This is a genomic window from Pseudomonas sp. W22_MBD1_FP4, from assembly GCF_052113765.1.
Lineage (GTDB): Bacteria > Pseudomonadota > Gammaproteobacteria > Pseudomonadales > Pseudomonadaceae > Aquipseudomonas > Aquipseudomonas sivasensis.
In genome coordinates this window covers 179,603-201,578 of record NZ_JBGQOI010000007.1, presented here as the reverse complement: position 1 = coordinate 201,578, position 21,976 = coordinate 179,603, and the positions used below count along the sequence as shown (strand labels likewise).

Genomic DNA, 21,976 nt, shown 5'->3' with positions numbered 1-21,976 from the left:
ATCAGATACCCCAAAGAATCTGCACACCCCAGACGAAGTAAGCGAACATCGCAATGCCGCATACTGCCTGGAAGAGGAAACGGACTGCGGTTGCGGACTTGCCCAGCGCCATAGGCGTCAAGTAGTCAGTCGCAATGGTCCACATGCCAACCCAGGCGTGAGCGCCCAGGGCTACAAGGGCCAGCAGGCTGAAGATTCGCATCGCATTGTGGGAAAACAGGCCGTGCCATTGCTCATAGCCGATGCCCGGATTTGCGACGAGGTATCCGATCAGGAAAATGAAATAAGCCGCGAGAACGACCGCAGACACACGTTGTGCCATCCAGTCATAGAGGCCTGAACGCGAAAGGTTCGTAACGCTGGTTACCATATCCAAACTCCTGCCAGAACGATCAGCACCACGGAAATGGCGATGATGATTTTCGAGCCCAGGCGGCCGCCTTCCAGCGTCTCACCGATACCCGCATCCATGATCAAGTGGCGCACACCGGCTACCAGGTGATAAAGCAGAGCGGACAGGAGGCCCCATGCTACGAACTTGGCCAGCGGGCTGGTCAAGCATGCCTTCACCTCGGCGTAACCTTCCTCGGAACCCAGGGATTTGCTCAATGCATAAAGCATGATGCCCAAGCCCAGGAACAGGATGATGCCGGAAACACGGTGCAGGAACGACGTAACGCCGGTGATGGGGAGTTTGATGGTCCTTAGGTCTAGGTTTACAGGTCGTTGGCTATTCACGGCTTTTTTTCACACTGAAGAGCCCCTAACAATCAGGGCAAAGTTGTTGGGGAGTGCACTGGTCAGGTAAGCACCACCCAGGGAGTGCGACCCCCAATGAAAGCAAGCCCAAAAGCCCTTGGCGGTCGGTGGCCGAGTATAGACAGTTAGGTTACTAATGACAACGCGCGCTCCTCACCCTAATAGCGGATTGCGCTGGCGAGATAAAAGGCGTAAACGGCAGTCAATTTCGAGGAAAAAGTACGGTTAAAGCCTTCTGGAGCAAGACTTTAGGCAAATTGACATCTGAATTTATCTCACTATAGTGGTGCGGGCCCTGCGTGGGGGGTCTGTCTGATGATTTGAAGCATAAATAGGAGGCCACATGGCTGACAAAAAAGCGCAGTTGATCATCGAGGGCGCAGCCCCCGTCGAGCTGCCCATTTTAACCGGCACCGTTGGTCCCGATGTTATCGACGTACGGGGCCTGACGGCCACGGGCCGTTTCACTTTCGACCCAGGCTTCATGTCGACCGCCTCTTGCGAGTCGAAGATCACCTATATCGACGGCGACAATGGCATTCTGCTGCATCGGGGCTACCCGATCGAGCAACTGGCTGAAAAGTCGGACTACCTGGAAACCTGCTACCTGCTGCTAAATGGCGAACTGCCAACAGCCGAGCAAAAAGCCCAGTTCGTCAGCACTGTAAAGAACCACACCATGGTTCACGAGCAGTTGAAGACCTTCTTCAACGGCTTCCGTCGCGACGCCCATCCGATGGCCGTCATGTGCGGTGTGGTTGGCGCTCTGTCAGCCTTCTATCATGACTCCCTCGACATCAATAACCCGCAGCATCGCGAAATCTCCGCGATCCGCCTGGTTGCCAAGATGCCGACTCTGGCCGCAATGGTTTACAAGTACTCGATGGGTCAACCCATGATGTACCCGCGCAACGACCTGACGTACGCGGAAAACTTCCTGCACATGATGTTCAACACCCCGTGCGAGATCAAACCGATCAGCCCGGTACTCGCCAAGGCCATGGACCGGATCTTCATCCTCCACGCCGACCACGAGCAAAACGCCTCGACGTCCACCGTACGCCTGGCAGGCTCTTCGGGTGCCAACCCGTTCGCCTGTATCGCCGCCGGTATCGCCGCACTGTGGGGCCCTGCCCACGGCGGTGCGAACGAAGCCGTATTGACCATGCTCGATGAAATCGGCGATGTGTCCAACATCGACAAGTTCATCGCCAAGGCCAAAGACAAGAACGATCCGTTCAAGTTGATGGGCTTCGGTCACCGGGTCTACAAGAACCGCGACCCGCGCGCCACCGTGATGAAGCAGACCTGCGACGAAGTATTGAAGGAACTGGGCATCAAGAACGATCCGCAACTCGAACTGGCCATGCGCCTGGAAGAGATCGCCCTGACCGACCCATACTTCATCGAACGCTCGCTGTACCCGAACGTTGACTTCTACTCGGGGATCATCCTCAAGGCGATCGGCATTCCAACCAGCATGTTCACCGTAATCTTCGCCCTGGCCCGCACCGTGGGCTGGATCTCCCACTGGAAAGAAATGCTCTCCAGCCCGTACAAGATTGGCCGTCCGCGCCAGCTGTACACCGGCTACGAGTCGCGTGACATCTCCAAGCTGGAAGATCGCAAGTAAGCACCTTTTAGCAGCACCGAAAACGGCCTCCCTCAGTGGAGGCCGTTTTTATTTGTGTCGACTGATCTACCACCATCAGGGGCAAGCCACCTCCCACATTGAAGTGCATTCCAAATGATGCACTCGGTTAACTGCAGGAGGAGGCTTGCCCCGATGGCATTGGCACAAGCACCTCATAACCTCCAGACAAAAAAATGCCCCGGCCTTTCGACCGGGGCATTTCCTTATCCAGCTTCAACCTTAGTGGTTAACCGCCCCACTCGCCCCCAGACCAGTCTGCGAACGCACAAACTGCGGGAAGTACAGCGCACGCTCTTTCTCTGCCGCCGCCGACTTGTCGGTGATGGAGAAGAACCAGATACCCACAAACGCGATGATCATCGAGAACAGCGCGGGGTATTCGTACGGGAAGATGGCTTTTTCATGATGCAGGATCGAGACCCAGATGGTCGGACCCAGCACCATCAGGCCAACGGCGCTGATCAAGCCCAACCAGCCACCGATCATGGCGCCACGGGTGGTGAGGTTTTTCCAGTACATGGAAAGCAGCAACACCGGGAAGTTACAGCTGGCCGCAATCGAGAACGCCAGGCCGACCATGAACGCAATGTTCTGGCTTTCGAACAGGATGCCCAGGCCGATCGCCAACACTGCGAGGGCGATGGTGGTGATCTTCGACACGCGAATCTCATCCTTTTCGTTGGCCTTGCCTTTCTTGATCACGCTGGCGTACAGGTCATGGGAAACCGCCGAAGCACCGGCCAGGGTCAAGCCGGCCACTACCGCGAGGATGGTGGCGAAGGCCACGGCCGAGATAAAGCCCAGGAAGATACTGCCGCCCACCGCGTTAGCCAGGTGCACCGCCGCCATGTTGTTACCGCCCAACAGAGCGCCTGCAGCATCCTTGAACGCCGGGTTGGTGCTGACCAGCAGGATCGCGCCGAAGCCGATGATAAAGGTCAGGATATAGAAGTAGCCGATGAAGCCAGTGGCATACAGCACGCTCTTACGCGCTTCCTTGGCGTCGCTTACGGTGAAGAAGCGCATCAGGATGTGCGGCAGGCCGGCGGTACCGAACATCAGTGCCAAGCCAAGGGAGAACGCGGAGATCGGGTCCTTCACCAGGCCGCCGGGGCTCATGATCGCTTCACCTTTAGGGTGAACCTTGATTGCCTCGGAGAACAGCATGTTGAAGTCGAAGTTGACGTGCTTCATCACCATCAGCGCCATGAACGAGGCACCGGACAGCAGCAGCACTGCCTTGATGATCTGTACCCAAGTCGTCGCCAACATGCCGCCAAACAGCACGTACATGCACATCAGGATACCGACCAGGATCACCGCGACGTGGTAGTCCAGACCGAACAGCAGTTGGATCAGCTTGCCCGCACCCACCATCTGAGCGATCAGGTAAAACGCCACCACCACCAGGGAGCCACAGGCCGACAGGCTGCGGATCTGGGTTTGGCCGAGGCGGTAGGACGCTACGTCAGCAAAGGTGTACTTGCCCAGGTTACGCAGGCGCTCGGCGATCAGGAACAGAATGATCGGCCAGCCCACCAGGAAGCCGATCGAGTAGATCAGGCCATCGTAGCCAGAGGTGAACACCAGCGCGGAAATACCCAGGAAGGACGCGGCCGACATATAGTCGCCGGCAATCGCCAGGCCATTCTGGAAACCGGTGATCTTGCCGCCGGCCGCGTAATAGTCGGCCGCCGAGTTGTTGCGCTTGGACGCCCAGTAGGTGATGCACAACGTCGCGCCGACAAAGGCCACGAACATAAGGATCGCTGCGATATTCAGCGGTTGTTTGTGCACTTCACCGGTCAATGCATCCGCCGCCCACACAGCGGGCGCGAAGACCGAAGCGCCGAATACAGCCAATAGACGACGGATCATTGCGCAGCCTCCTTGAGAATCGCATTGTTCAGGTCGTCGAATTCGCCGTTGGCGCGTCGTACGTAGATGCCGGTGAGGACAAAGGCCGAGACAATCAGCCCGACCCCAATAGGGATACCCCACGTAATAGATGAACCAGGGCTCAGTTTGGCCCCTAGCACTTGTGGCCCGTAGGCGATCAACAGGATGAATCCGGAGTAAAGCCCTAGCATGATCGCCGAGAGAATCCAGGCGAACCTTTCCCTTTTTCTCACCAGCTCCTTGAAACGAGGGCTGTTTTGAATCGAGAGGTAAATGCTGTCGTTCATTGTTTTTATCCTCGCAGCACAGCTTTTTTATTATTGGAACATAGCCACTGTATGCGGCTGCGGAACAGGTTCCAGACGACCTTAGTATTAGAGGAAGTGTAGCGAGGGATTGGGAGGGCAAAGAAACATTTGCGGATGACGAAAATAATGTGGGAGAGGGCTCGCTCCCGATCGCGGTGAGCCAGTCAGAACATTGACGACTGACACACCGCAATCGGGAGCAAGCCCCCTCCCACTGGGGTTGTATCAAGGCATGGGGGGGGTTATTTACCGGTCCACTCGGCTACACGCTCAGGGTGCTTGGCGACCCAGTCCTTGGCCGCTGCATCAGGCTTGGCACCTTCTTGGATAGCCAACATGACTTCGCCGATTTCGTCCTTGGAGGCCCACTGGAATTTCTTCAGGAAGGCCGCGACTTCCGGCGCTTTCTTCTCCAGGCCCTTGCTACCGATGCTGTTGACGGTTTCAGCAGCACCATAAATCCCTTTTGGATCTTCCAGGAAACGCAGTTTCCACTTGGCGAACATCCAGTGTGGCACCCAACCGGTGACCGCAATGGATTCCTGTTTGTCTTCGGCACGGGTCAGTTCGGCGATCATTGCTGCGCCCGAGCTGGCCTGCAGTTTGTAGTCCAGACCGTAGGCCTTGATCGCTTCGTCGGTCTTGAGCATCACGCCTGAACCGGCGTCGATACCAACGATTTTGTTCTTGAAGGTGGTGTCGGTCTTGAGGTCTTCGATGGACTTGGCCTTGACGTACTCCGGCACGATCAGGCCGATTTTCGCATCCTTGAAGTTGGGGCCGTAATCGACCACCTTGTCCTTGTTCTTGGTCCAGTATTCACCGTGAGTCACGGGCAGCCAGGCGGAAAGCATGGCATCGAGTTTGCCGGTCGCCACGCCCTGCCACATGATGCCGGTGGCAACCGCCTGCAGTTTCACGTCATAACCGAGCTTCTGTTTGATCACTTCTGCCGCCACGTGGGTGGTGGCAACACTGTCCGACCAACCATCAACGTAGCCGATGCTCAGGGTTTTGCTGTCGGCGCTGGCCAGTGTGGAGCTCATCGCAACTACCAGAGTGGCAGCTGCGCCCAAGAGTCGTCGCATCTTCATCGTACTTCCCCGAAAGTGCTGCGCTCGACGGATGCCGAGCGACGTCAACCTGTTGTTATGTAGTGCACCGCGCCCCGTTCACGCGCATCGATCCGGTGGCCGCGACATCAGTTGAGTACTGACACCCTGATCATCAACCCGCAGAAGCCGTCGACCTGCTCTGTCAGCGACCTTATGCAAGCAAGAAACGACATCACATCGCCAGCAGGACGTTTCCTGGAACATGGCGTCAATATTCCGCCCGAACTTTGCATGTCAAAATTATGCAGCCCCACTGGGAGAGGGCAAATCCGGGTAAGATGCGCGCCTTTGCTCCCCCAGATAAGCCGACCATGCCCGCGACCGCCCGCTTCCCTGCCCTGCCCTATTTCTTCGCCCTGATCCTCGGCCTGCTGGCCCTGGTCGGCTATTGGTATGGCCTCGGCCGTCCGGTGGTGTTGCCGGATGTCGCCAGTGCCAGCCATAAACTGCAATGCGCGTCCTACACGCCGTTCGACAAAGACCAATCCCCGTTCGACCAGCCGTTCAAACTACGCCCCGAGCGGATGGACGCCGACCTGGCCCTACTGGCCACCCGATTCGAATGCATCCGCACTTACTCCATGACCGGCCTGGAAGCCCTGCCAGGCATGGCGCGCAAACATGGCCTCAAGGTGATGGCCGGCGCTTGGGTCAGCAGTGATCCGGTGGCCACCGAAAAAGAAATCGACGAGTTGATCGCAGCGGCAAACGCCAACCCGGACGTGGTGACCTCGGTAATCGTCGGCAACGAAGCGCTGTTGCGCAAGGAAGTCACCGCCGCGCAGTTGGTGAAACTGATCCAGACAGTCAAAAGCCAGATCAAACAACCGGTCACTTACGCCGATGTCTGGGAGTTCTGGCTGCAACACCCGGAAATCGCCCCGGCGGTGGATTTCCTGACCATTCACCTACTGCCCTATTGGGAAGATGATCCTTCGAGCATCGACCAGGCCCTCAAGCACGTGGGCGATGTGCGCCAGACCTTCGGCAACAAGTTCGCGCCCAAGGACGTGCTGATCGGCGAAACCGGCTGGCCCAGCGAGGGTCGCCAGCGTGAAACAGCCGTGCCGAGCCGAGTCAATGAAGCCAAGTTCATGCGTGGTTTTGTGGCGATGGCCGAAGCCAATGGCTGGCGCTACAACCTGATCGAAGCGTTTGACCAGCCGTGGAAACGTGCCAGCGAAGGTGCGGTAGGCGGCTACTGGGGCTTGTTCGATGCTGATCGCCAGGAAAAGGGCATCCTCGCCGGGCCGGTGACTAACGTGCCGTACTGGCCGCTGTGGTTGGGGGTGGGTGGTGTCATCCTGCTCGGGACGTTGGTGCTCGGTGGTCGCGTTCGCAGCAGTCGCGCCGCCATGGCCCTGCCGCTGCTCGGCGCAGTGGCGGCCTGCTCTATCGGAACCTGGGCCGAACTGACCCGCGTGACTGCGCGATTTAATGATGAGTGGGTGTGGGCGGCGTTGTTGATGACGCTCAACTTGCTGGTATTGGCTCATGCAGCACTGGCATTGAGCACTCGGGAAGGTTGGCGCGAGCGGGCCTTCAATTGGCTGGAACAGCGTGCGGGCTGGCTGGTGGCAATCGCCGGCTTTGCCGGTGCGGTGATGATGCTGGCACTGGTGTTTGACCCACGCTACCGCAGTTTCCCGAGTGCGGCGCTGCTACTGCCGGCGTTGGTGTATCTGGTTCGTCCGGTGACCGGGCCACGCCGGGAGATTGCACTCTTGACCTTTATCATCGGTGCCGGCATTGCGCCGCAACTATACCGTGAAGGCTTGCTGAACCAGCAGGCGTGGGGTTGGGCGGTGGTCAGTGGGTTGATGGTTGTGGCTTTGTGGCGGTGCTTGCGGATGCGTAAGGCTTAAGACCGCTATCGGGGGCAAGCCCCCTCCCACATGAGAACGCATTCCAAAGGTGGGAGGGGGTTTGCCCTCGATTGGCCTTATCAGGCGCCCCGCGGCTGTCTGACCAACCGCAACCCCGCAATCACCACCGCAAACACCGCAAACGTGGTGTTGTACAGCGCCAGGGCCGGGAACCCGAACACCAGCCCCAGCACTGCCAATCCCCAGCCCACGCGACCCGGCACGAAAAACGCCAGCACCGAGGTCACCAGTGCGGCCCAGCCCAGCACCTTAAAGTGAATCATCAAGCCCAGGTTCGAACGCACCTGGCATTCCCAGCGGCTGGCCTCGTCGGCACAGATGCCGACCCACTGGCCATCTTCCATAAAGCCGTAACGTGCGCCATAACTGGCAGCCAGCCATAACGGCAGGGCAATAAGCAGCAGAATCAAGGGCAAGCGGCGGGACATGGAGCACTCCGATAGGCAAAAACGGCGCTCAGCTTAATGCGCCAGCGGTCGTTAGCAAGCTGCATACACACAATTAGTGTTCACTAATGCATGGCAAAGTGTATCGTCTCGCTACTATTACCCCGATTCCGACGTTATTTTCCGACTTTTCGTGCCGAGAGCTGGCACTTCGGTGGCAACGCGGTGGTCATAGCCTGCGAACTTCATTAAGCACGTTTCCTCTTAGGGATTAAGTCATGCTCCGTTCCTTGCGCTGTGCTGCCTTACTGGGCAGCCTTTTTTTGAGTGCGTCAGCACTGGCGGTCGATATCGACCAAGCCAGCTATGGCTACCCTTTGACCAACCCGTTCGAAGCGACCATCGCCACCACTCCGCCTGACCTTCGGCCCACATTGCCGAGTGATAGCGAAATCAACCAGTCCGACTACACCCTGAACATGCGCCCAGAGCGCGAGTTCAGCCTGCCGGACAACTTCTGGGCGGTGAAGAAGCTCACCTACCGCATCGCCAAGCAAGACCGCGCCGCGCCGCTGATCTTCCTGATCGCGGGCACCGGTGCGCGGTTCGATAGCAGCATCAACGAATACCTGAAAAAACTGTATTACCAAGCCGGCTATCACGTAGTGCAACTGTCGTCGCCTACCAGCTTTGACTTCATCAGTGCCGCCTCGCGCTTCGCCACACCTGGGATCACCCAGGAAGACGCCGAAGACATGTACCGCGTGATGCAAGCCGTGCGTGCGCAAAACGCCTCGCTGCCAGTGACCGACTTCTACCTCACCGGCTACAGCCTCGGTGCGCTGGATGCGGCGTTCGTCAGCAAACTGGACGAGACCCGCCGCAGCTTCAACTTCAAGAAAGTGCTGCTGCTCAACCCGCCGGTCAACCTCTATACCTCGATCACTAACCTCGACAAGCTGGTACAGACCGAGGTCAAGGGCATCAACAACACCACCACGTTCTATGAACTGGTGCTGAACAAGCTGACTCGCTACTTCCAGCAAAAGGGCTATATCGACCTCAACGACGCCCTGCTCTACGACTTCCAGCAATCCAAGCAGCACTTGACCAACGAACAGATGGCCATGCTGATTGGCACGTCGTTCCGCTTCTCGGCGGCCGACATTGCCTTTACCTCGGACCTGATCAACCGCCGCGGCCTGATCATCCCGCCGAAGTACCCGATCACCGAAGGCACCAGCCTCACGCCGTTCCTCAAGCGTGCGCTGCAATGCGATTTCGACTGCTACCTCACCGAACAGGTAATCCCGATGTGGCGCGCCCGTTCCGATGGCGGCAGCCTGTTGCAACTGGTTGACCAGGTCAGCCTGTACGCCCTCAAGGACTACCTGCACGCCAGCCCGAAAATCGCCGTCATGCACAACGCCGACGACGTAATCCTCGGCCCGGGCGACCTTGGTTTCCTGCGTAAAACCTTCGGCGATCGCTTGACCGTCTACCCACTGGGCGGCCACTGCGGCAACCTCAATTACCGCGTCAACGCCGACGCCATGCTGGAGTTCTTCCGTGGCTAAATATCTTCTGCTGCTCGCCGCCCTGATGTGCGCGGGCGTAGCCAATGCCGACAACAGCAAGGCTCACGCGCCGGTCGTGGTGGATTCCGACGGTTTCAAAGAGCCGTTAAGCAAACTTAAATTCAACCCGGGTCTGGACCAGCGCGAGTTTGAACGCTCGTCCGTCAACGCCCTCAACGTGTATGACCCGCTCGAATCGTGGAACCGTCGCGTGTACCACTTCAACTACCGCTTCGACCAATGGGTGTTCCTGCCCGTGGTCGACGGCTACAAATACGTGACCCCGAGCTTCCTGCGCACCGGCGTGAGCAACTTCTTCAACAACCTGGGCGACGTGCCCAACCTGTTGAACAGCTTGCTCCAACTCAAGGGGCACCGCTCCCTGGAGACCACTGGCCGCCTGCTGCTCAACACCACCGTCGGCATCGCCGGCCTGTGGGACCCGGCCACCGCCATGGGCCTACCGCGCCAGAGCGAAGACTTCGGCCAGACCCTAGGCTTCTACGGCGTCCCCGGCGGGGCGTATTTGGTACTGCCGATCTTCGGCCCATCGAACTTGCGCGACACCGGCGGCTTGCTGGTGGACTACACCGCGGAATCGCAGATCAACTTCCTGAACGTCTCGGAAGTCAGCTCCAACCACCCGGAAATCTGGGCCCTGCGCGCGGTGGACAAGCGTTATCAGACCAGCTTCCGTTATGGTCAGATGAACTCGCCGTTCGAGTATGAGAAGGTGCGGTATATCTACACGGAATCGCGCAAGTTGCAGATTGCCGAGTAATCACCTCTAGCTTAATTAAAAGGCCATCCAGGCAATCTGGATGGCCTTTTTTTTCGCACAACAGACTCAAGCAACCTCCCACAGAGCACGCACACTTTGCCCGGGAACTATCCCTGGGGAAAAACTCAATACTAAGAGTGTGCCTCTCAGGTTCAGTTAACGCCTGAAGCAGCAGACGCCCCCAACCAAAGAACATCCCATCAGACGCTTTATTTTAAAGGCCGACACAGATGCTGTTATCCAGCGCTTCAGTAACACACTCAAACGTGGACAAGGTTCTGACAACTACCTCCACACATCAGAACGAAGTAAAGCACGCGCCGCCGACCCAAAATACCGGCCGGGACGAGGGTGACTATCGTAGCCATCACGACTTCTACGAGGATCCGCTTTTTGCTTCGGTTTTCGGCACTAGCACCAAGCCTTCTGTGCTCACTAAAACCCAACTCCAAGCGTTTTTCCTCAAAGTCGGCGGCGTTCCCCAGCATGAGTTGCATAAACTCACGCCCTACGACCGCGCGAACATCGCAGCCAATGCTCTTCGGGTACTTAAATACATTGATAGCACTCCACATGCCTTTTCGACGCCCAACAACGACCGCATAGACACTGGCTTTAAGAGTCCATCAGCGCACAACGCTTCAACTCCGAACAACGGCAAGATGCACCTTTGGAACTCCGAAGCGAGCATGCTTGTACGCTTCACGGAAGAAGGCTATCCAGGGCTGCAACCCGGTCCGAGATAAGCGGCACCACGATCAGACCGAACGCCCTTATAGCGCCCTGAACACACACGCGTGACTGCGAACGTCACGCCTGACGTTTAGTGCGCTGCCATACCTTGCGAACCAGCGACACCATCATCAATACCAGCGCACCAGCGATAATCCCCGCCACCGCATTCAGCAAGGTCGGCATCAACCAAGCGATTGCGCCGGCGCTCTGACTCACCGATTCAATCCAGTGATGCACCACCGGTACGCCGTGGGTGAGGATGCCGCCACCGACCATAAACATCGCAGCCGTGCCGATCACCGACAGGCTTTTCATCATGTATGGCGCCGCACTCAGGATCCCACCACCGATGCTGCGCGCTACCTGACCGGGCTTCTGGGTGAGCCACAGACCCAAGTCGTCCAGCTTGACGATACCGGCCACCAGCCCATAGACGCCGATGGTCATGACAATGGCGATGCCCGACAGCACGATCACCTGCTGGGTCAACTGCGCGTCAGCCACAATACCGAGGGTAATGGCGATGATTTCGGCGGAGAGGATGAAGTCGGTGCGGATCGCGCCTTTGATCTTGTCTTTTTCGAACGCCACCAGGTCGGTCGCCGGGTCCGCTACGGCGTCGGCCAACTGCGCGTGCTCGGCCTGGTCTTCAGCTTTGCTGTGAAGGAATTTGTGCGCGACTTTCTCGAAGCCTTCAAAACACAGGTAGGCGCCGCCGAGCATCAACAGCGGCGTCACCGCCCACGGCGCAAAGGCGCTGATCAACAGTGCGGTGGGCACCAGGATCAGTTTATTGACGAACGAGCCCTTGGCCACCGCCCACACCACGGGAATTTCACGCTCGGCGCGCACACCGGAAACCTGCTGGGCGTTGAGCGCCAGGTCGTCACCCAGCACGCCGGAGGTCTTCTTCGCGGCCATTTTTGTCATCAAGGCAACGTCATCGAGTACCGCGGCGATGTCATCGATCAACACCAACAAGCTGCTTCCTGCCATGAATCGCACTTCCGTAAGGGGGGATGGCGCGAGCATAACGCGGCGCAAGGCGTTGCGGGCACATTGTTGAGGCCCGCGGATAGCCGGTGCTACCATGCGCAACCGCCGGTATTGGCAAGGAAACTCCTGGTTTATGAGCACCATTCGCGAGCGCAACAAAGAAAAAATCCTGCGGGCGGCAAGCGAGGAGTTTGCCGACAAGGGCTTCGCCGCGACCAAAACCAGCGACATTGCCGCCAAGGCCGGCCTGCCCAAGCCCAACGTCTATTACTACTTCAAGTCCAAGGACAACCTCTACCGCGAGGTGCTCGAAAGCATTATTGAGCCGATCCTGGCCGCTTCCACGCCGTTCAATCCGGACGGCGAGCCCAAAGAAGTGTTGAGCAACTACATCCGCTCGAAAATCCGCATCTCCCGCGACCTGCCGTTTGCCTCCAAGGTGTTCGCCAGCGAAATCATGCACGGCGCCCCGCACCTGAGCAGCGATCAGGTCGAACAGCTCAACGCCCAGGCCAAGCACAATATCCAATGCATCCAGAGCTGGGTGGATCGTGGGTTGATTGCGGCGATCGACCCTAATCACCTAATGTTCAGCATATGGGCGGCGACGCAGACCTATGCGGATTTCGACTGGCAGATTTCGGCAGTGACCGGCAAGGCCAAGCTCGATGAAGCGGATTACGAAGCGGCGGCGCAGACCATTATTCGGTTGGTGCTCAAGGGTTGTGAACCCGACTGATACACCGAGGTGTGGGTGCCAATCGGGGGCAAGCCCCCTCCCACATGGTGAACTGCGAACGCGGTCAAAATTGTGCGAGGGGGCTTGCTCCCGATGGGGCCCTGACAGTCACCGACGATTAGGCTGACACCCCAGCATCCGCCCACAACCCCACCCCCTCGATCGCCGTGATCGCACACTGCTCATCAATATCCGACGTATCCCCGCTGATACCGATTGCCCCCAGTACCGCCCCGTCCTGATCCCGAATCAACACGCCTCCCGGTGCCGGCACGACGCTGCCCTGCCCCAGGCTATTCAACGCCGCAATAAACGCCGGTCGTTGCTGCGCATCCAGTGCCAGCAAGCGCGAGCCCTTGCCCAACGCAATCGCCCCCCAGGCCTTGCCGATGGCGATTTGCGGGCGCAGCAGGCTGGCGCCATCTTCGCGCTGCAGGGTGATCAAGTGGCCGCCGCTGTCGAGGACCGCGATGGTCAGCGGTGCCGCTGAAATCGTGCGGCCTGCGGTGAGGGCCTGGGTGGCCAGTTGGGTGGCAATCTTCAAGGTTAAAGCGCTCATGGTGCCGTCCTTCTTTTGTTATTGGGAAAGCGGTGGAGGTCTGTTTGATCAGATGCTCGATCAAACAAATAGAACACAATGACATTTGTTTTTGTATACAATATTTTCGCACAAAGGCTCCATACGTCGAAAAAAGCCGTTCCGACGAACGCAAAGACCAATCAATAAAATGGATTGACCTGCGCATCCCGCCGTGAATACACTTTGAACAGAAACCACTTGTATACAATTACAAAACGCAAGAGGCACCAAAACATGAGCAAAATGAGAGCAATCGAAGCCGCCGTCCTCGTCATGCGCCGTGAAGGCGTGGACACCGCCTTCGGCATCCCAGGCGCCGCGATCAACCCGCTGTACTCAGCCTTGCAGAAGGTGGGTGGCATCGATCACGTCCTTGCTCGCCACGTTGAAGGCGCCTCGCACATGGCCGAGGGTTACACCCGCACCAAGGCCGGGAATATCGGCGTGTGTATCGGCACCTCGGGCCCGGCGGGCACCGACATGGTCACCGGCCTCTACAGCGCCTCGGCCGACTCGATCCCGATCCTGTGCATCACCGGCCAAGCCCCTCGTGCACGGATGCACAAGGAAGACTTCCAGGCCGTGGACATCACCAGCATCGTCAAGCCGGTGACCAAGTGGGCGACCACCGTCCTGGAACCCGGCCAGGTGCCCTACGCGTTCCAGAAAGCCTTTTATGAAATGCGCTCCGGCCGACCAGGCCCAGTGCTGATCGACCTGCCGTTCGACGTGCAGATGGCCGAAATCGAATTCGACATCGACGCCTATCAGCCACTGCCCCTGGCCAAACCACTGGCAACACGCATCCAGGTCGAAAAAGCCCTGGCCCTGCTCGACGCGGCCGAACGTCCGTTGCTGGTCAGCGGGGGTGGCGTGATCAACGCCGACGCCAGCGAGTTGCTGGTGGAATTCGCTGAACTCACCGGTATCCCGGTGATTCCAACCCTGATGGGCTGGGGCACCATCGCCGATGATCACCCGCTGATGGTGGGTATGGTCGGGCTGCAAACCTCCCACCGTTATGGCAACGCGACCATGCTCAAGTCGGACGTGGTGCTGGGCATCGGCAACCGCTGGGCCAACCGCCATACCGGTTCGGTAGAGGTCTACACCGAGGGCCGCAAGTTCATCCACGTCGACATTGAGCCGACCCAGATTGGTCGTGTTTTCACCCCGGACCTGGGTATCGTTTCCGACGCCGGTGCGGCGCTGACAATGTTTATCGAAGTGGCCCGCGAGTGGAAAGCCGCCGGCAAGCTCAAGGACCGCAGTGCCTGGCTGCATGACTGCCAGCAGCGCAAAGCCACCCTGCACCGCAAGACTCACTTCGACAACGTGCCGGTCAAGCCGCAGCGCGTGTACGAAGAGATGAACCAGGTGTTTGGCAAAGACACCTGCTACGTCAGCACCATCGGCCTGTCGCAGATTGCCGGCGCGCAGTTCCTGCACGTCTACAAGCCACGCCACTGGATCAACTGCGGCCAGGCTGGCCCGCTGGGCTGGACCATTCCCGCCGCACTCGGCGTGGTCAAGGCCGACCCGAGCCGCAAGGTGGTGGCGTTGTCCGGCGACTATGACTTCCAGTTCATGATCGAAGAACTGGCCGTGGGCGCGCAGTTCAAGCTGCCGTACATCCATGTAGTGGTGAACAATTCCTACCTGGGTTTGATCCGTCAGGCACAACGTGGCTTTGAAATGGACTACTGCGTGCAGCTGTCTTTCGACAACCTCAACGCCCCGGAACTCAATGGATATGGCGTGGACCACGTCGCCGTCGCCGAAGGCCTGGGTTGCAAGGCCCTGCGTGTATTCGAGCCAGGCCAGATCCAGCCGGCGCTGCGCAAGGCCCAGGAGATGATCGAAGAGTTCAAGGTGCCAGTGATCGTCGAAATCATTCTGGAGCGCGTGACCAATATTTCCATGGGCACCGAGATCAACGCCGTCAACGAATTCGAAGACTTGGCCCTGGTCGGCAACGATGCACCGACTGCCATTTCCCTGCTCGATTAAGGAGAACCTTATGCCGCGTTTCGCCGCCAACCTGTCCATGCTGTTTACCGAACAGGATTTCCTTGCCCGTTTCAAAGCGGCCGCCGATGCCGGTTTCGAAGGTGTCGAGTACCTGTTCCCGTATGAATTCAGCTCGGCTGACATCAAGGCACACCTCGACGCCAACGGCCTGACCCAGGTGCTGTTCAACCTGCCAGCCGGTGACTGGGCCAAAGGCGAACGCGGCCTGGCGTGCCACCCGGACCGGGTCGAGGAATTCCGCGCCGGGGTCAAGCTGGCCATCGCTTACGCCCAAGTGCTGGGCAATACCCAGATCAACTGCCTGGCGGGCATTCGGCCACAAGGCGTTGACGACGACATCCTGGAAAGAACCTTCGTCGCCAACCTCAAGTACGCCGCTGACAAGCTGCAAGCAGCGGGCATCAAGCTGGTGATGGAGATGATCAATACCCGCGACATCCCCGGCTTCTACCTGAACACCACAGCGCAAGCCCTGTCGATCCGCGAGCAGGTGGGCAGTGCCAACCTGTTCCTGCAGTACGACATCTACCACATGCAAATCATGGAAGGCGACCTTGCCCGGACCATTGCCACGCACCTGGATGAGATCAACCACATCCAGCTGGCGGACAACCCTGGGCGCAATGAGCCGGGCACGGGCGAGATCAACTATCGCTTCCTGTTCGAGCATCTGGATCGGATTGGCTACTCGGGTTGGGTCGGCTGTGAGTACAAGCCGTTGACCACCACCGAAGCGGGCCTGGGTTGGCTTAAAACCCATAACGCCATCTGACAGACACCACACAAAACCCTGTGGGAGGGGGCTTGCCCCCGATAGCGGCGGGTCAGTCAGCAATGTTTTGCCTGACACACCGCCATCGGGGGCAAGCCCCCTCCCACATAAGAAGAGGATTTCACCATGGCTAAAATCGGATTTATCGGCACCGGCATCATGGGCCAACCCATGGCCGCGAACCTTCAGAAAGCAGGTCACCAACTGTTTCTTTCCGAGCACCACGGCAAGGCGCCGGCCGAGCTGATCAACGCCGGCGCAGTGGCCCTGGCCAATCCGCAGCAAGTCACCCAGGAAGCCGAATTCATCATCGTCATGGTGCCCGACACCCCGCAGGTCGATGACGTGCTGTTCCGCGCCGACGGCGTCGCCGCTGGCTTGTCGCCGAACAAGGTTGTGATCGACATGAGTTCGATCTCGCCCACTGCCACCAAGGCATTCGCAGCGAAAATCAACGAGACCGGTGCACAGTACCTCGATGCACCGGTGTCCGGCGGTGAGGTCGGCGCCAAGGCCGGCACCCTGAGCATCATGGTCGGCGGCGAGCCCCAGACCTTCGAACGTGCCCTGCCGCTGTTCCAGAGCATGGGCAAGAACATCACGCTGGTCGGCGGCAATGGCGATGGCCAGACGGCCAAAGTGGCCAATCAGATCATCGTTGCGCTGAACATCCAGGCGGTGGCCGAAGCGCTGCTGTTCGCCTCGAAAAACGGCGCCGACCCGGCCAAGGTGCGTGAAGCACTGATGGGTGGATTTGCCTCGTCGAAGATTCTGGAAGTGCACGGCGAACGCATGATCAAGGGCACCTTCGATCCTGGCTTCCGCATCAACCTGCACCAGAAAGACCTTAACCTGGCCCTGGCCGGAGCCAAGGAGTTGGGGATCAACCTGCCGAACACTGCCGGTACCCAGCAGGTGTTCAGTACGTGCACGGCAATTGGTGGCGGCAACTGGGATCACTCGGCGCTGATCAAGGGGCTGGAGCATATGGCGAATTTCTCGATTCGCGATAAGTAACCCGCCAGTGGAAACACCTTGAATGTGGGAGGGGCTTGCCCCTGAGGACAGTGTTTCAGCCCAATCATCTACGTCTGACACACCGCTATCGGGGGGCAAGCCCCCTCCCACACTTGATCGCATTCCAAATCTGAAATTGCTGCACCTCTAATAACAAAAATCCCCGGGAGCCCGCTTATGTCGGTCGATCCGCAACACCTGCTTCGCGAGCTGTTTGCCACAGCCATCGACGCCGCCCACCCCCGGCAAGTCCTTGAACCCTTTCTGCCCGCCGACCGCACCGGCCGCGTGATCGTGATCGGCGCCGGCAAAGCCGCCGCCGCCATGGCACTCGTCGTCGAGAACTGCTGGCACGGCGAGGTCACTGGCCTGGTGGTCACCCGCTACGGCCATGGCGCACCGTGCAAAAAAATCGAAGTGGTTGAAGCCGCCCACCCCGTCCCCGATGCTGCCGGCCTGGCCGTGGCCAAGCGCGTGCTGGAGTTGATCAGCAACCTCGGCGAAGAAGACCGCGTGATCTTCCTGCTCTCTGGCGGCGGCTCTGCATTGCTGGCCCTGCCCGCCGAAGGCATCACCCTGGCGGACAAACAAACCATCAACAAGGCGTTGCTTAAATCCGGCGCGACCATTGGCGAGATGAACTGCGTGCGCAAGCACCTCTCGGCAATCAAAGGCGGTCGGTTGGCCAAGGCCGCATGGCCGGCAACGGTGTACACCTACGCCATCTCCGACGTGCCGGGCGACCAGGCCACGGTGATTGCCTCCGGCCCTACCGTCGGCGACCCGAGCACCTCGCAACAAGCCCTGGCGATTCTCAAGCGTTACGGGATCGACGCACCCGCCTCCGTGCGCAGCTGGCTGCAAAACCCGGCCTCGGAAACCGTCAAACCCGGCGATCCGATCCTCGCCCGCAGCCACTTCCAATTGATCGCCCGCCCCCAGCAATGCCTGGAAGCCGTGGCCGTAAAAGTACGCCAGGCCGGTTTCAGCCCGCTGATCCTCGGCGATCTGGAAGGTGAAGCGCGGGACGTGGCCAAAGTGCATGCGGGCATTGCCCGGCAGATCGTGCAGCACGGCCAACCGTTGGCAGCGCCGTGCGTGATCCTGTCCGGCGGTGAAACCACCGTCACGGTGCGCGGCAATGGCCGGGGCGGGCGCAATGCGGAATTTCTGCTGAGCCTGACCGACAGCCTCAAAGGCCTGCCCGGCGTGTACGCACTGGCCGGCGACACCGACGGCATCGACGGTTCGGAAGACAACGCCGGCGCAATCATGACGCCTTGCAGCTACCGCCGCGCCGAAGCCTTGGGCCTGAGCGCCAGCGATGAGTTGGATAACAACAACGGCTACGGCTTTTTCGCGGCGCTCGACGACTTGATCGTCACCGAGCCAACCCGCACCAACGTCAACGACTTCCGCGCCATCCTGATCCTTGAGAGCACTGCCCATGACGCCTGACAAGAAGGTCAAGATCCTCGCCACCCTGGGCCCGGCCACCGACGGGATCGATGACATCCTCGAGCTGGTAGAAGCCGGGGTGAATATCTTCCGCCTCAACTTCAGCCACGGTGACCACGCCGATCACGCCCAGCGCTACCAATGGATTCGCCAGGTGGAGCGCCAGCTCAACTACCCGCTGGGCATCCTGATGGACCTGCAAGGGCCGAAGCTGCGAGTCGGGCGTTTCGCCGAAGGCAAGGTGCAATTGGTGCGCGGCCAGGCCCTGCGCCTGGACCTGGATGAGACCCCGGGCGACCAACGCCGGGTCAACCTGCCCCACCCGGAAATCATTGCAGCGCTGGAGCCGGGCATGGACCTGCTACTGGACGACGGCAAGCTGCGCCTGCGGGTGATCACCAAGCACACCGATGCCATTGATACCACCGTGCTCAATGGCGGTGAGCTTTCCGACCGCAAGGGCGTGAACGTGCCACAAGCGCTGTTGGAACTGAGCCCTCTGACCGCCAAGGACCGCCGCGACCTGAGCTTCGGCCTGGAGCTGGGCGTGGACTGGGTGGCGTTGTCGTTCGTGCAACGCCCGGAAGACATCCGCGAAGCCCGCGAGCTGATCGGTGACAAAGCCTTCCTGATGGCCAAGATCGAGAAGCCGTCGGCCGTCCAGCGCCTGCGGGAAATCGCCGAACTGAGCGACGCGATCATGGTGGCCAGAGGCGACCTGGGTGTGGAAGTACCGGCCGAGAGCGTGCCGCAGATCCAGAAGGACATCATCAGCACCTGCCGTCAGTTGGGTAAACCGGTGGTGGTCGCCACGCAGATGCTCGAATCCATGCGTTTCTCACCGGCGCCCACCCGTGCCGAAGTCACCGATGTGGCCAACGCCGTGGCCGAGGGCGCGGATGCGGTGATGCTGTCGGCAGAAACCGCATCGGGTGAGTACCCGCTGGAAGCCGTGCAGATGATGAGCAAGATCATCCGCCAAGTGGAAAACGGTCCGGATTACCAGGCGCAACTGGACGTCAGCCGGCCCAAAGCCGATGCCACCGTGTCGGACGCCATCAGCTGCGCGATCCGTCGTATCAGCAGCATCCTGCCGGTGGCGGTGCTGGTGAACTACAGCGAATCCGGCAGCTCCAGCCTGCGCGCTGCACGGGAACGGCCCGTGGCGCCGATCCTTAACCTCACGCCGAACCTGTCCACGGCGCGACGGCTGAGCGTGGCGTGGGGCGTGCACTCGGTGGTGAATGATCGGCTGCGCCAGGTGGATGAGGTGTGTTCCACGGCACTGGAGATTGCCCAGGCTCAGGGCATGGCGCAGCGCGGGGATACGTTGGTGATTACGGCGGGGGTGCCGTTCGGGCAGCCGGGGTCGACCAACTCTTTGCGTATAGAGACGCTGATCTAGCGCCTGTAGAGGCCCCATCGGGGGCAAGCCCCCTCCCACATTGGACTGCATTCACACATCTAACGGTGTGAACCCAATCAAGTGTGGGAGGGGGCTGGCCCTCGATGGGGACAACTCAGTCTCACTGAATCCCCATCATGCACAACCAGACCTGCCCCGACTGGGCCGAAGCGCTGCTCAACGGCTTCAGCCAAATCTTCCTGCAACGCCAGCCGCTGTGCGGCTTGCTGTGCCTACTGGCCATCCTGATCGGCGCTCCGGCCTTGCTCGGCGGTGCACTGCTGGGTGGCGTGGCCGGGTTACTCACGGCCCAGCGCCGGGGTTATCCCAAAGCTGAACGCCAAGCTGGCTTATATAGCTACAACGGCGTGTTGCTGGGCTTGTTGATCAGCGAGCATTTCGCGTGGTCTGCCTTGTTGCCGCCGCTGATCCTGGCGTGTGGCGGCTTGAGTGCGATTCTCACGCGGCAATGGCTCAAGCACGCGACGCAACCGGATGACTTGCCTGCCTACACCGCGCCGTTTGTCATGCTGGGTTGGCTGCTGCTGGGCACTGCGGCGCCAAACACCTTCGCCCTGGGCGCACCGGACGCCCTGGCTTTGTTCAGCGCGCCCTTCACTGGCCTGGCGCAAATCATGCTGCTGGATCAGCCCGTGGCCGGCGTCTTGATTGCCCTTGGCCTGTGGCTCGCCAACCGACGCGCGGCCATCTGGGCCTTGATCGGCGCCAGCGCCGGCGTGCTGATCGGCGTCATGCTGGAGGACAGCACCGGCGCCCTCCTCGGCCTGCACAGCTACAACCCGGCCCTCGCGGCCCTGGCACTGAGCCAAGCGCGTCGCCAAGCCTGGCTGCCGCTGCTCGGCATCCTGCTGGCGATCCTTCTGACACCGGGCTTTGCCGCCCTGCACCTGCCCGCGCTCACCGCGCCGTTTATCCTCGCCTGCTGGCTGGTACGCGCCGGTCGCCGAATCGTGCAGAAACCGCGCATGGACAGCCCCTTCGAATCCCCCTAGGCTTGCTCGATCTTCGATTCGGGCGGGATTTATGGACAGCAACAACGACTGGCGCCAGCGGCTCTACGTCATGGTTTTTCAGAGCGACACCGTCGCCGGGCGGCGCTTTGACGGCATCTTGTTGCTGATCATCCTCGCCAGCCTGGTGATCGTGATGCTCGACAGCATCGACCAGATCCACCAGAACTACGCCAATGTGCTGGCGTATATCGAGTGGGGCTTCACCGTCATCTTCCTGATCGAGTACGGGCTGCGCCTGTACTGCTCGCCCAAGCCGTTGCGCTATGCCTTCAGTTTTTACGGGCTGGTGGATTTGCTCGCCATCGTGCCCGGCATCCTTGCGCTGTATTACAGCGATGCGCAGTACCTGCTGATCATCCGCATCATCCGCATGCTGCGGATTTTCCGCGTGCTCAAGCTCAGCCCGTACCTCAAGCAAGCCAACTACCTGATGGCGGCGTTGCGCGGCAGCAAGCAGAAGATCGTGGTGTTCTTGGTGAGCGTATGCACCCTGGTGACGGTGTTCGGCACCTTGATGTACGTGATCGAAGGCCCGGAACACGGGTTTACCAGCATTCCCAAAGGCATCTATTGGGCCATCGTCACCCTGACCACCGTGGGCTTTGGCGATATCGTGCCGAAGACGCCGCTGGGCCAAGTGATTTCGTCACTGGTGATGATCACCGGTTACTCGATCATCGCCGTGCCCACGGGCATTTTTACCGCCGAGCTGGCCAGTGCCATGCGCGGTGAACAGCTGCAAACCGACTGCCCGGTGTGCAAGAAAAACAGCCACGAGCCGAATGCGGCGTTCTGCTCGCGCTGCGGCAGCAATCTTTTCAAGAAAGTGGAATAAGCAAAGTTC

General features: G+C 59.7%; 21 protein-coding genes. 13 read left to right on the top strand and 8 right to left on the bottom strand.

Annotation, left to right across the window (positions count from 1 at the left end):
* Nucleotide 1: 1 nt before the first annotated feature.
* Together sdhD and sdhC are read right to left on the bottom strand one after the other, a co-directional pair.
* Entirely contained in the window at nt 2-370 is a 369-nt protein-coding gene (gene sdhD / locus ACEN2T_RS11975; RefSeq protein ID WP_032889156.1) for a succinate dehydrogenase, hydrophobic membrane anchor protein, read from the bottom strand.
* On the bottom strand, nt 364-738 hold the full coding sequence (sdhC, locus tag ACEN2T_RS11970; RefSeq protein WP_016979564.1) for a succinate dehydrogenase, cytochrome b556 subunit: 375 nt from the start codon (nt 736-738) through the stop codon (nt 364-366). Before sdhC ends, sdhD begins: the two co-directional genes overlap by 7 nt.
* Nucleotides 739-1,102: 364 nt before the next feature.
* On the opposite strand from sdhC, the gene gltA reads away from it, so the two are divergent.
* The gene (gene gltA, locus ACEN2T_RS11965) at nt 1,103-2,392 is read left to right on the top strand and encodes a citrate synthase (protein WP_032889154.1); all 1,290 of its coding nucleotides are present in this window, start codon (nt 1,103-1,105) and stop codon (nt 2,390-2,392) included.
* Nucleotides 2,393-2,632: 240 nt separating this feature from the next.
* On the opposite strand, the gene ACEN2T_RS11960 is transcribed toward gltA, so the two are convergent.
* The 3 genes from ACEN2T_RS11960 to ACEN2T_RS11950 form a co-directional block, all read right to left on the bottom strand.
* Nucleotides 2,633-4,291, bottom strand: coding sequence for a cation acetate symporter (locus ACEN2T_RS11960; RefSeq protein WP_095184254.1), 1,659 nt, complete (start codon nt 4,289-4,291; stop codon nt 2,633-2,635).
* Entirely contained in the window at nt 4,288-4,599 is a 312-nt protein-coding gene (locus ACEN2T_RS11955; protein ID WP_027607054.1) for a DUF485 domain-containing protein, read from the bottom strand. Before ACEN2T_RS11955 ends, ACEN2T_RS11960 begins: the two co-directional genes overlap by 4 nt.
* 263 nt (nt 4,600-4,862) lie before the next feature.
* Nucleotides 4,863-5,714: a glycine betaine ABC transporter substrate-binding protein gene (locus ACEN2T_RS11950; RefSeq protein ID WP_032889150.1), complete on the bottom strand. Its 852-nt coding sequence runs from the start codon at nt 5,712-5,714 to the stop codon at nt 4,863-4,865.
* 332 nt (nt 5,715-6,046) lie between these two features.
* Between ACEN2T_RS11950 and ACEN2T_RS11945 the strand changes: the two genes are divergently transcribed.
* Nucleotides 6,047-7,600 carry a glycoside hydrolase family 17 protein gene (locus tag ACEN2T_RS11945; RefSeq protein WP_095184253.1) on the top strand — a complete coding sequence of 518 codons (1,554 nt, stop codon included), beginning with the start codon at nt 6,047-6,049 and terminating at the stop codon, nt 7,598-7,600.
* Nucleotides 7,601-7,680: 80 nt separating this feature from the next.
* Here the strand turns inward: ACEN2T_RS11945 and ACEN2T_RS11940 are convergent, their stop codons facing one another.
* The gene (locus ACEN2T_RS11940) at nt 7,681-8,049 is read right to left on the bottom strand and encodes a hypothetical protein (protein ID WP_095184252.1); all 369 of its coding nucleotides are present in this window, start codon (nt 8,047-8,049) and stop codon (nt 7,681-7,683) included.
* A gap of 236 nt (nt 8,050-8,285) precedes the next feature.
* On the opposite strand from ACEN2T_RS11940, the gene ACEN2T_RS11935 reads away from it, so the two are divergent.
* From ACEN2T_RS11935 to ACEN2T_RS11925, 3 genes are all read left to right on the top strand, one after another.
* Entirely contained in the window at nt 8,286-9,584 is a 1,299-nt protein-coding gene (locus ACEN2T_RS11935; protein WP_032889143.1) for a serine/threonine protein kinase, read from the top strand.
* On the top strand, nt 9,577-10,365 hold the full coding sequence (locus tag ACEN2T_RS11930; RefSeq protein WP_032889141.1) for an MlaA family lipoprotein: 789 nt from the start codon (nt 9,577-9,579) through the stop codon (nt 10,363-10,365). Before ACEN2T_RS11935 ends, ACEN2T_RS11930 begins: the two co-directional genes overlap by 8 nt.
* 230 nt (nt 10,366-10,595) lie before the next feature.
* The gene (locus ACEN2T_RS11925; RefSeq protein WP_050442854.1) at nt 10,596-11,111 is read left to right on the top strand and encodes a hypothetical protein; all 516 of its coding nucleotides are present in this window, start codon (nt 10,596-10,598) and stop codon (nt 11,109-11,111) included.
* 64 nt (nt 11,112-11,175) lie between these two features.
* On the opposite strand, the gene ACEN2T_RS11920 is transcribed toward ACEN2T_RS11925, so the two are convergent.
* A complete protein-coding gene (locus ACEN2T_RS11920; RefSeq protein WP_032889139.1) occupies nt 11,176-12,096 on the bottom strand; it encodes a DUF808 domain-containing protein in 921 nt (306 codons plus the stop codon).
* A gap of 133 nt (nt 12,097-12,229) precedes the next feature.
* On the opposite strand from ACEN2T_RS11920, the gene ACEN2T_RS11915 reads away from it, so the two are divergent.
* Nucleotides 12,230-12,835 carry a TetR/AcrR family transcriptional regulator gene (locus ACEN2T_RS11915; RefSeq protein WP_122680100.1) on the top strand — a complete coding sequence of 202 codons (606 nt, stop codon included), beginning with the start codon at nt 12,230-12,232 and terminating at the stop codon, nt 12,833-12,835.
* A gap of 118 nt (nt 12,836-12,953) precedes the next feature.
* Here the strand turns inward: ACEN2T_RS11915 and ACEN2T_RS11910 are convergent, their stop codons facing one another.
* Nucleotides 12,954-13,394: a GlcG/HbpS family heme-binding protein gene (locus ACEN2T_RS11910; RefSeq protein ID WP_032889135.1), complete on the bottom strand. Its 441-nt coding sequence runs from the start codon at nt 13,392-13,394 to the stop codon at nt 12,954-12,956.
* Between the two features lie 255 nt (nt 13,395-13,649).
* Between ACEN2T_RS11910 and gcl the strand changes: the two genes are divergently transcribed.
* From gcl to ACEN2T_RS11875, 7 genes are all read left to right on the top strand, one after another.
* Nucleotides 13,650-15,425 (top strand): glyoxylate carboligase, encoded by a 1,776-nt coding sequence (gene gcl, locus ACEN2T_RS11905; protein ID WP_032889133.1) that lies wholly within the window; start codon nt 13,650-13,652, stop codon nt 15,423-15,425.
* Nucleotides 15,426-15,435: 10 nt separating this feature from the next.
* A complete protein-coding gene (gene hyi / locus ACEN2T_RS11900) occupies nt 15,436-16,218 on the top strand; it encodes a hydroxypyruvate isomerase (RefSeq protein WP_442116786.1) in 783 nt (260 codons plus the stop codon).
* Between the two features lie 126 nt (nt 16,219-16,344).
* On the top strand, nt 16,345-17,235 hold the full coding sequence (locus ACEN2T_RS11895) for a 2-hydroxy-3-oxopropionate reductase (protein ID WP_442116785.1): 891 nt from the start codon (nt 16,345-16,347) through the stop codon (nt 17,233-17,235).
* A 177-nt stretch (nt 17,236-17,412) separates the two neighbouring features.
* Nucleotides 17,413-18,693, top strand: a complete 1,281-nt coding sequence (locus ACEN2T_RS11890) for a glycerate kinase type-2 family protein (RefSeq protein ID WP_442116784.1) — start codon at nt 17,413-17,415, stop codon at nt 18,691-18,693.
* Nucleotides 18,683-20,098 (top strand): pyruvate kinase, encoded by a 1,416-nt coding sequence (pyk, locus tag ACEN2T_RS11885; RefSeq protein ID WP_095184248.1) that lies wholly within the window; start codon nt 18,683-18,685, stop codon nt 20,096-20,098. Before ACEN2T_RS11890 ends, pyk begins: the two co-directional genes overlap by 11 nt.
* Nucleotides 20,099-20,235: 137 nt before the next feature.
* Nucleotides 20,236-21,111, top strand: a complete 876-nt coding sequence (locus tag ACEN2T_RS11880) for an urea transporter (RefSeq protein ID WP_122765344.1) — start codon at nt 20,236-20,238, stop codon at nt 21,109-21,111.
* Between the two features lie 31 nt (nt 21,112-21,142).
* Nucleotides 21,143-21,967, top strand: coding sequence for an ion transporter (locus ACEN2T_RS11875; protein ID WP_032889122.1), 825 nt, complete (start codon nt 21,143-21,145; stop codon nt 21,965-21,967).
* Nucleotides 21,968-21,976 lie beyond the last annotated feature (9 nt).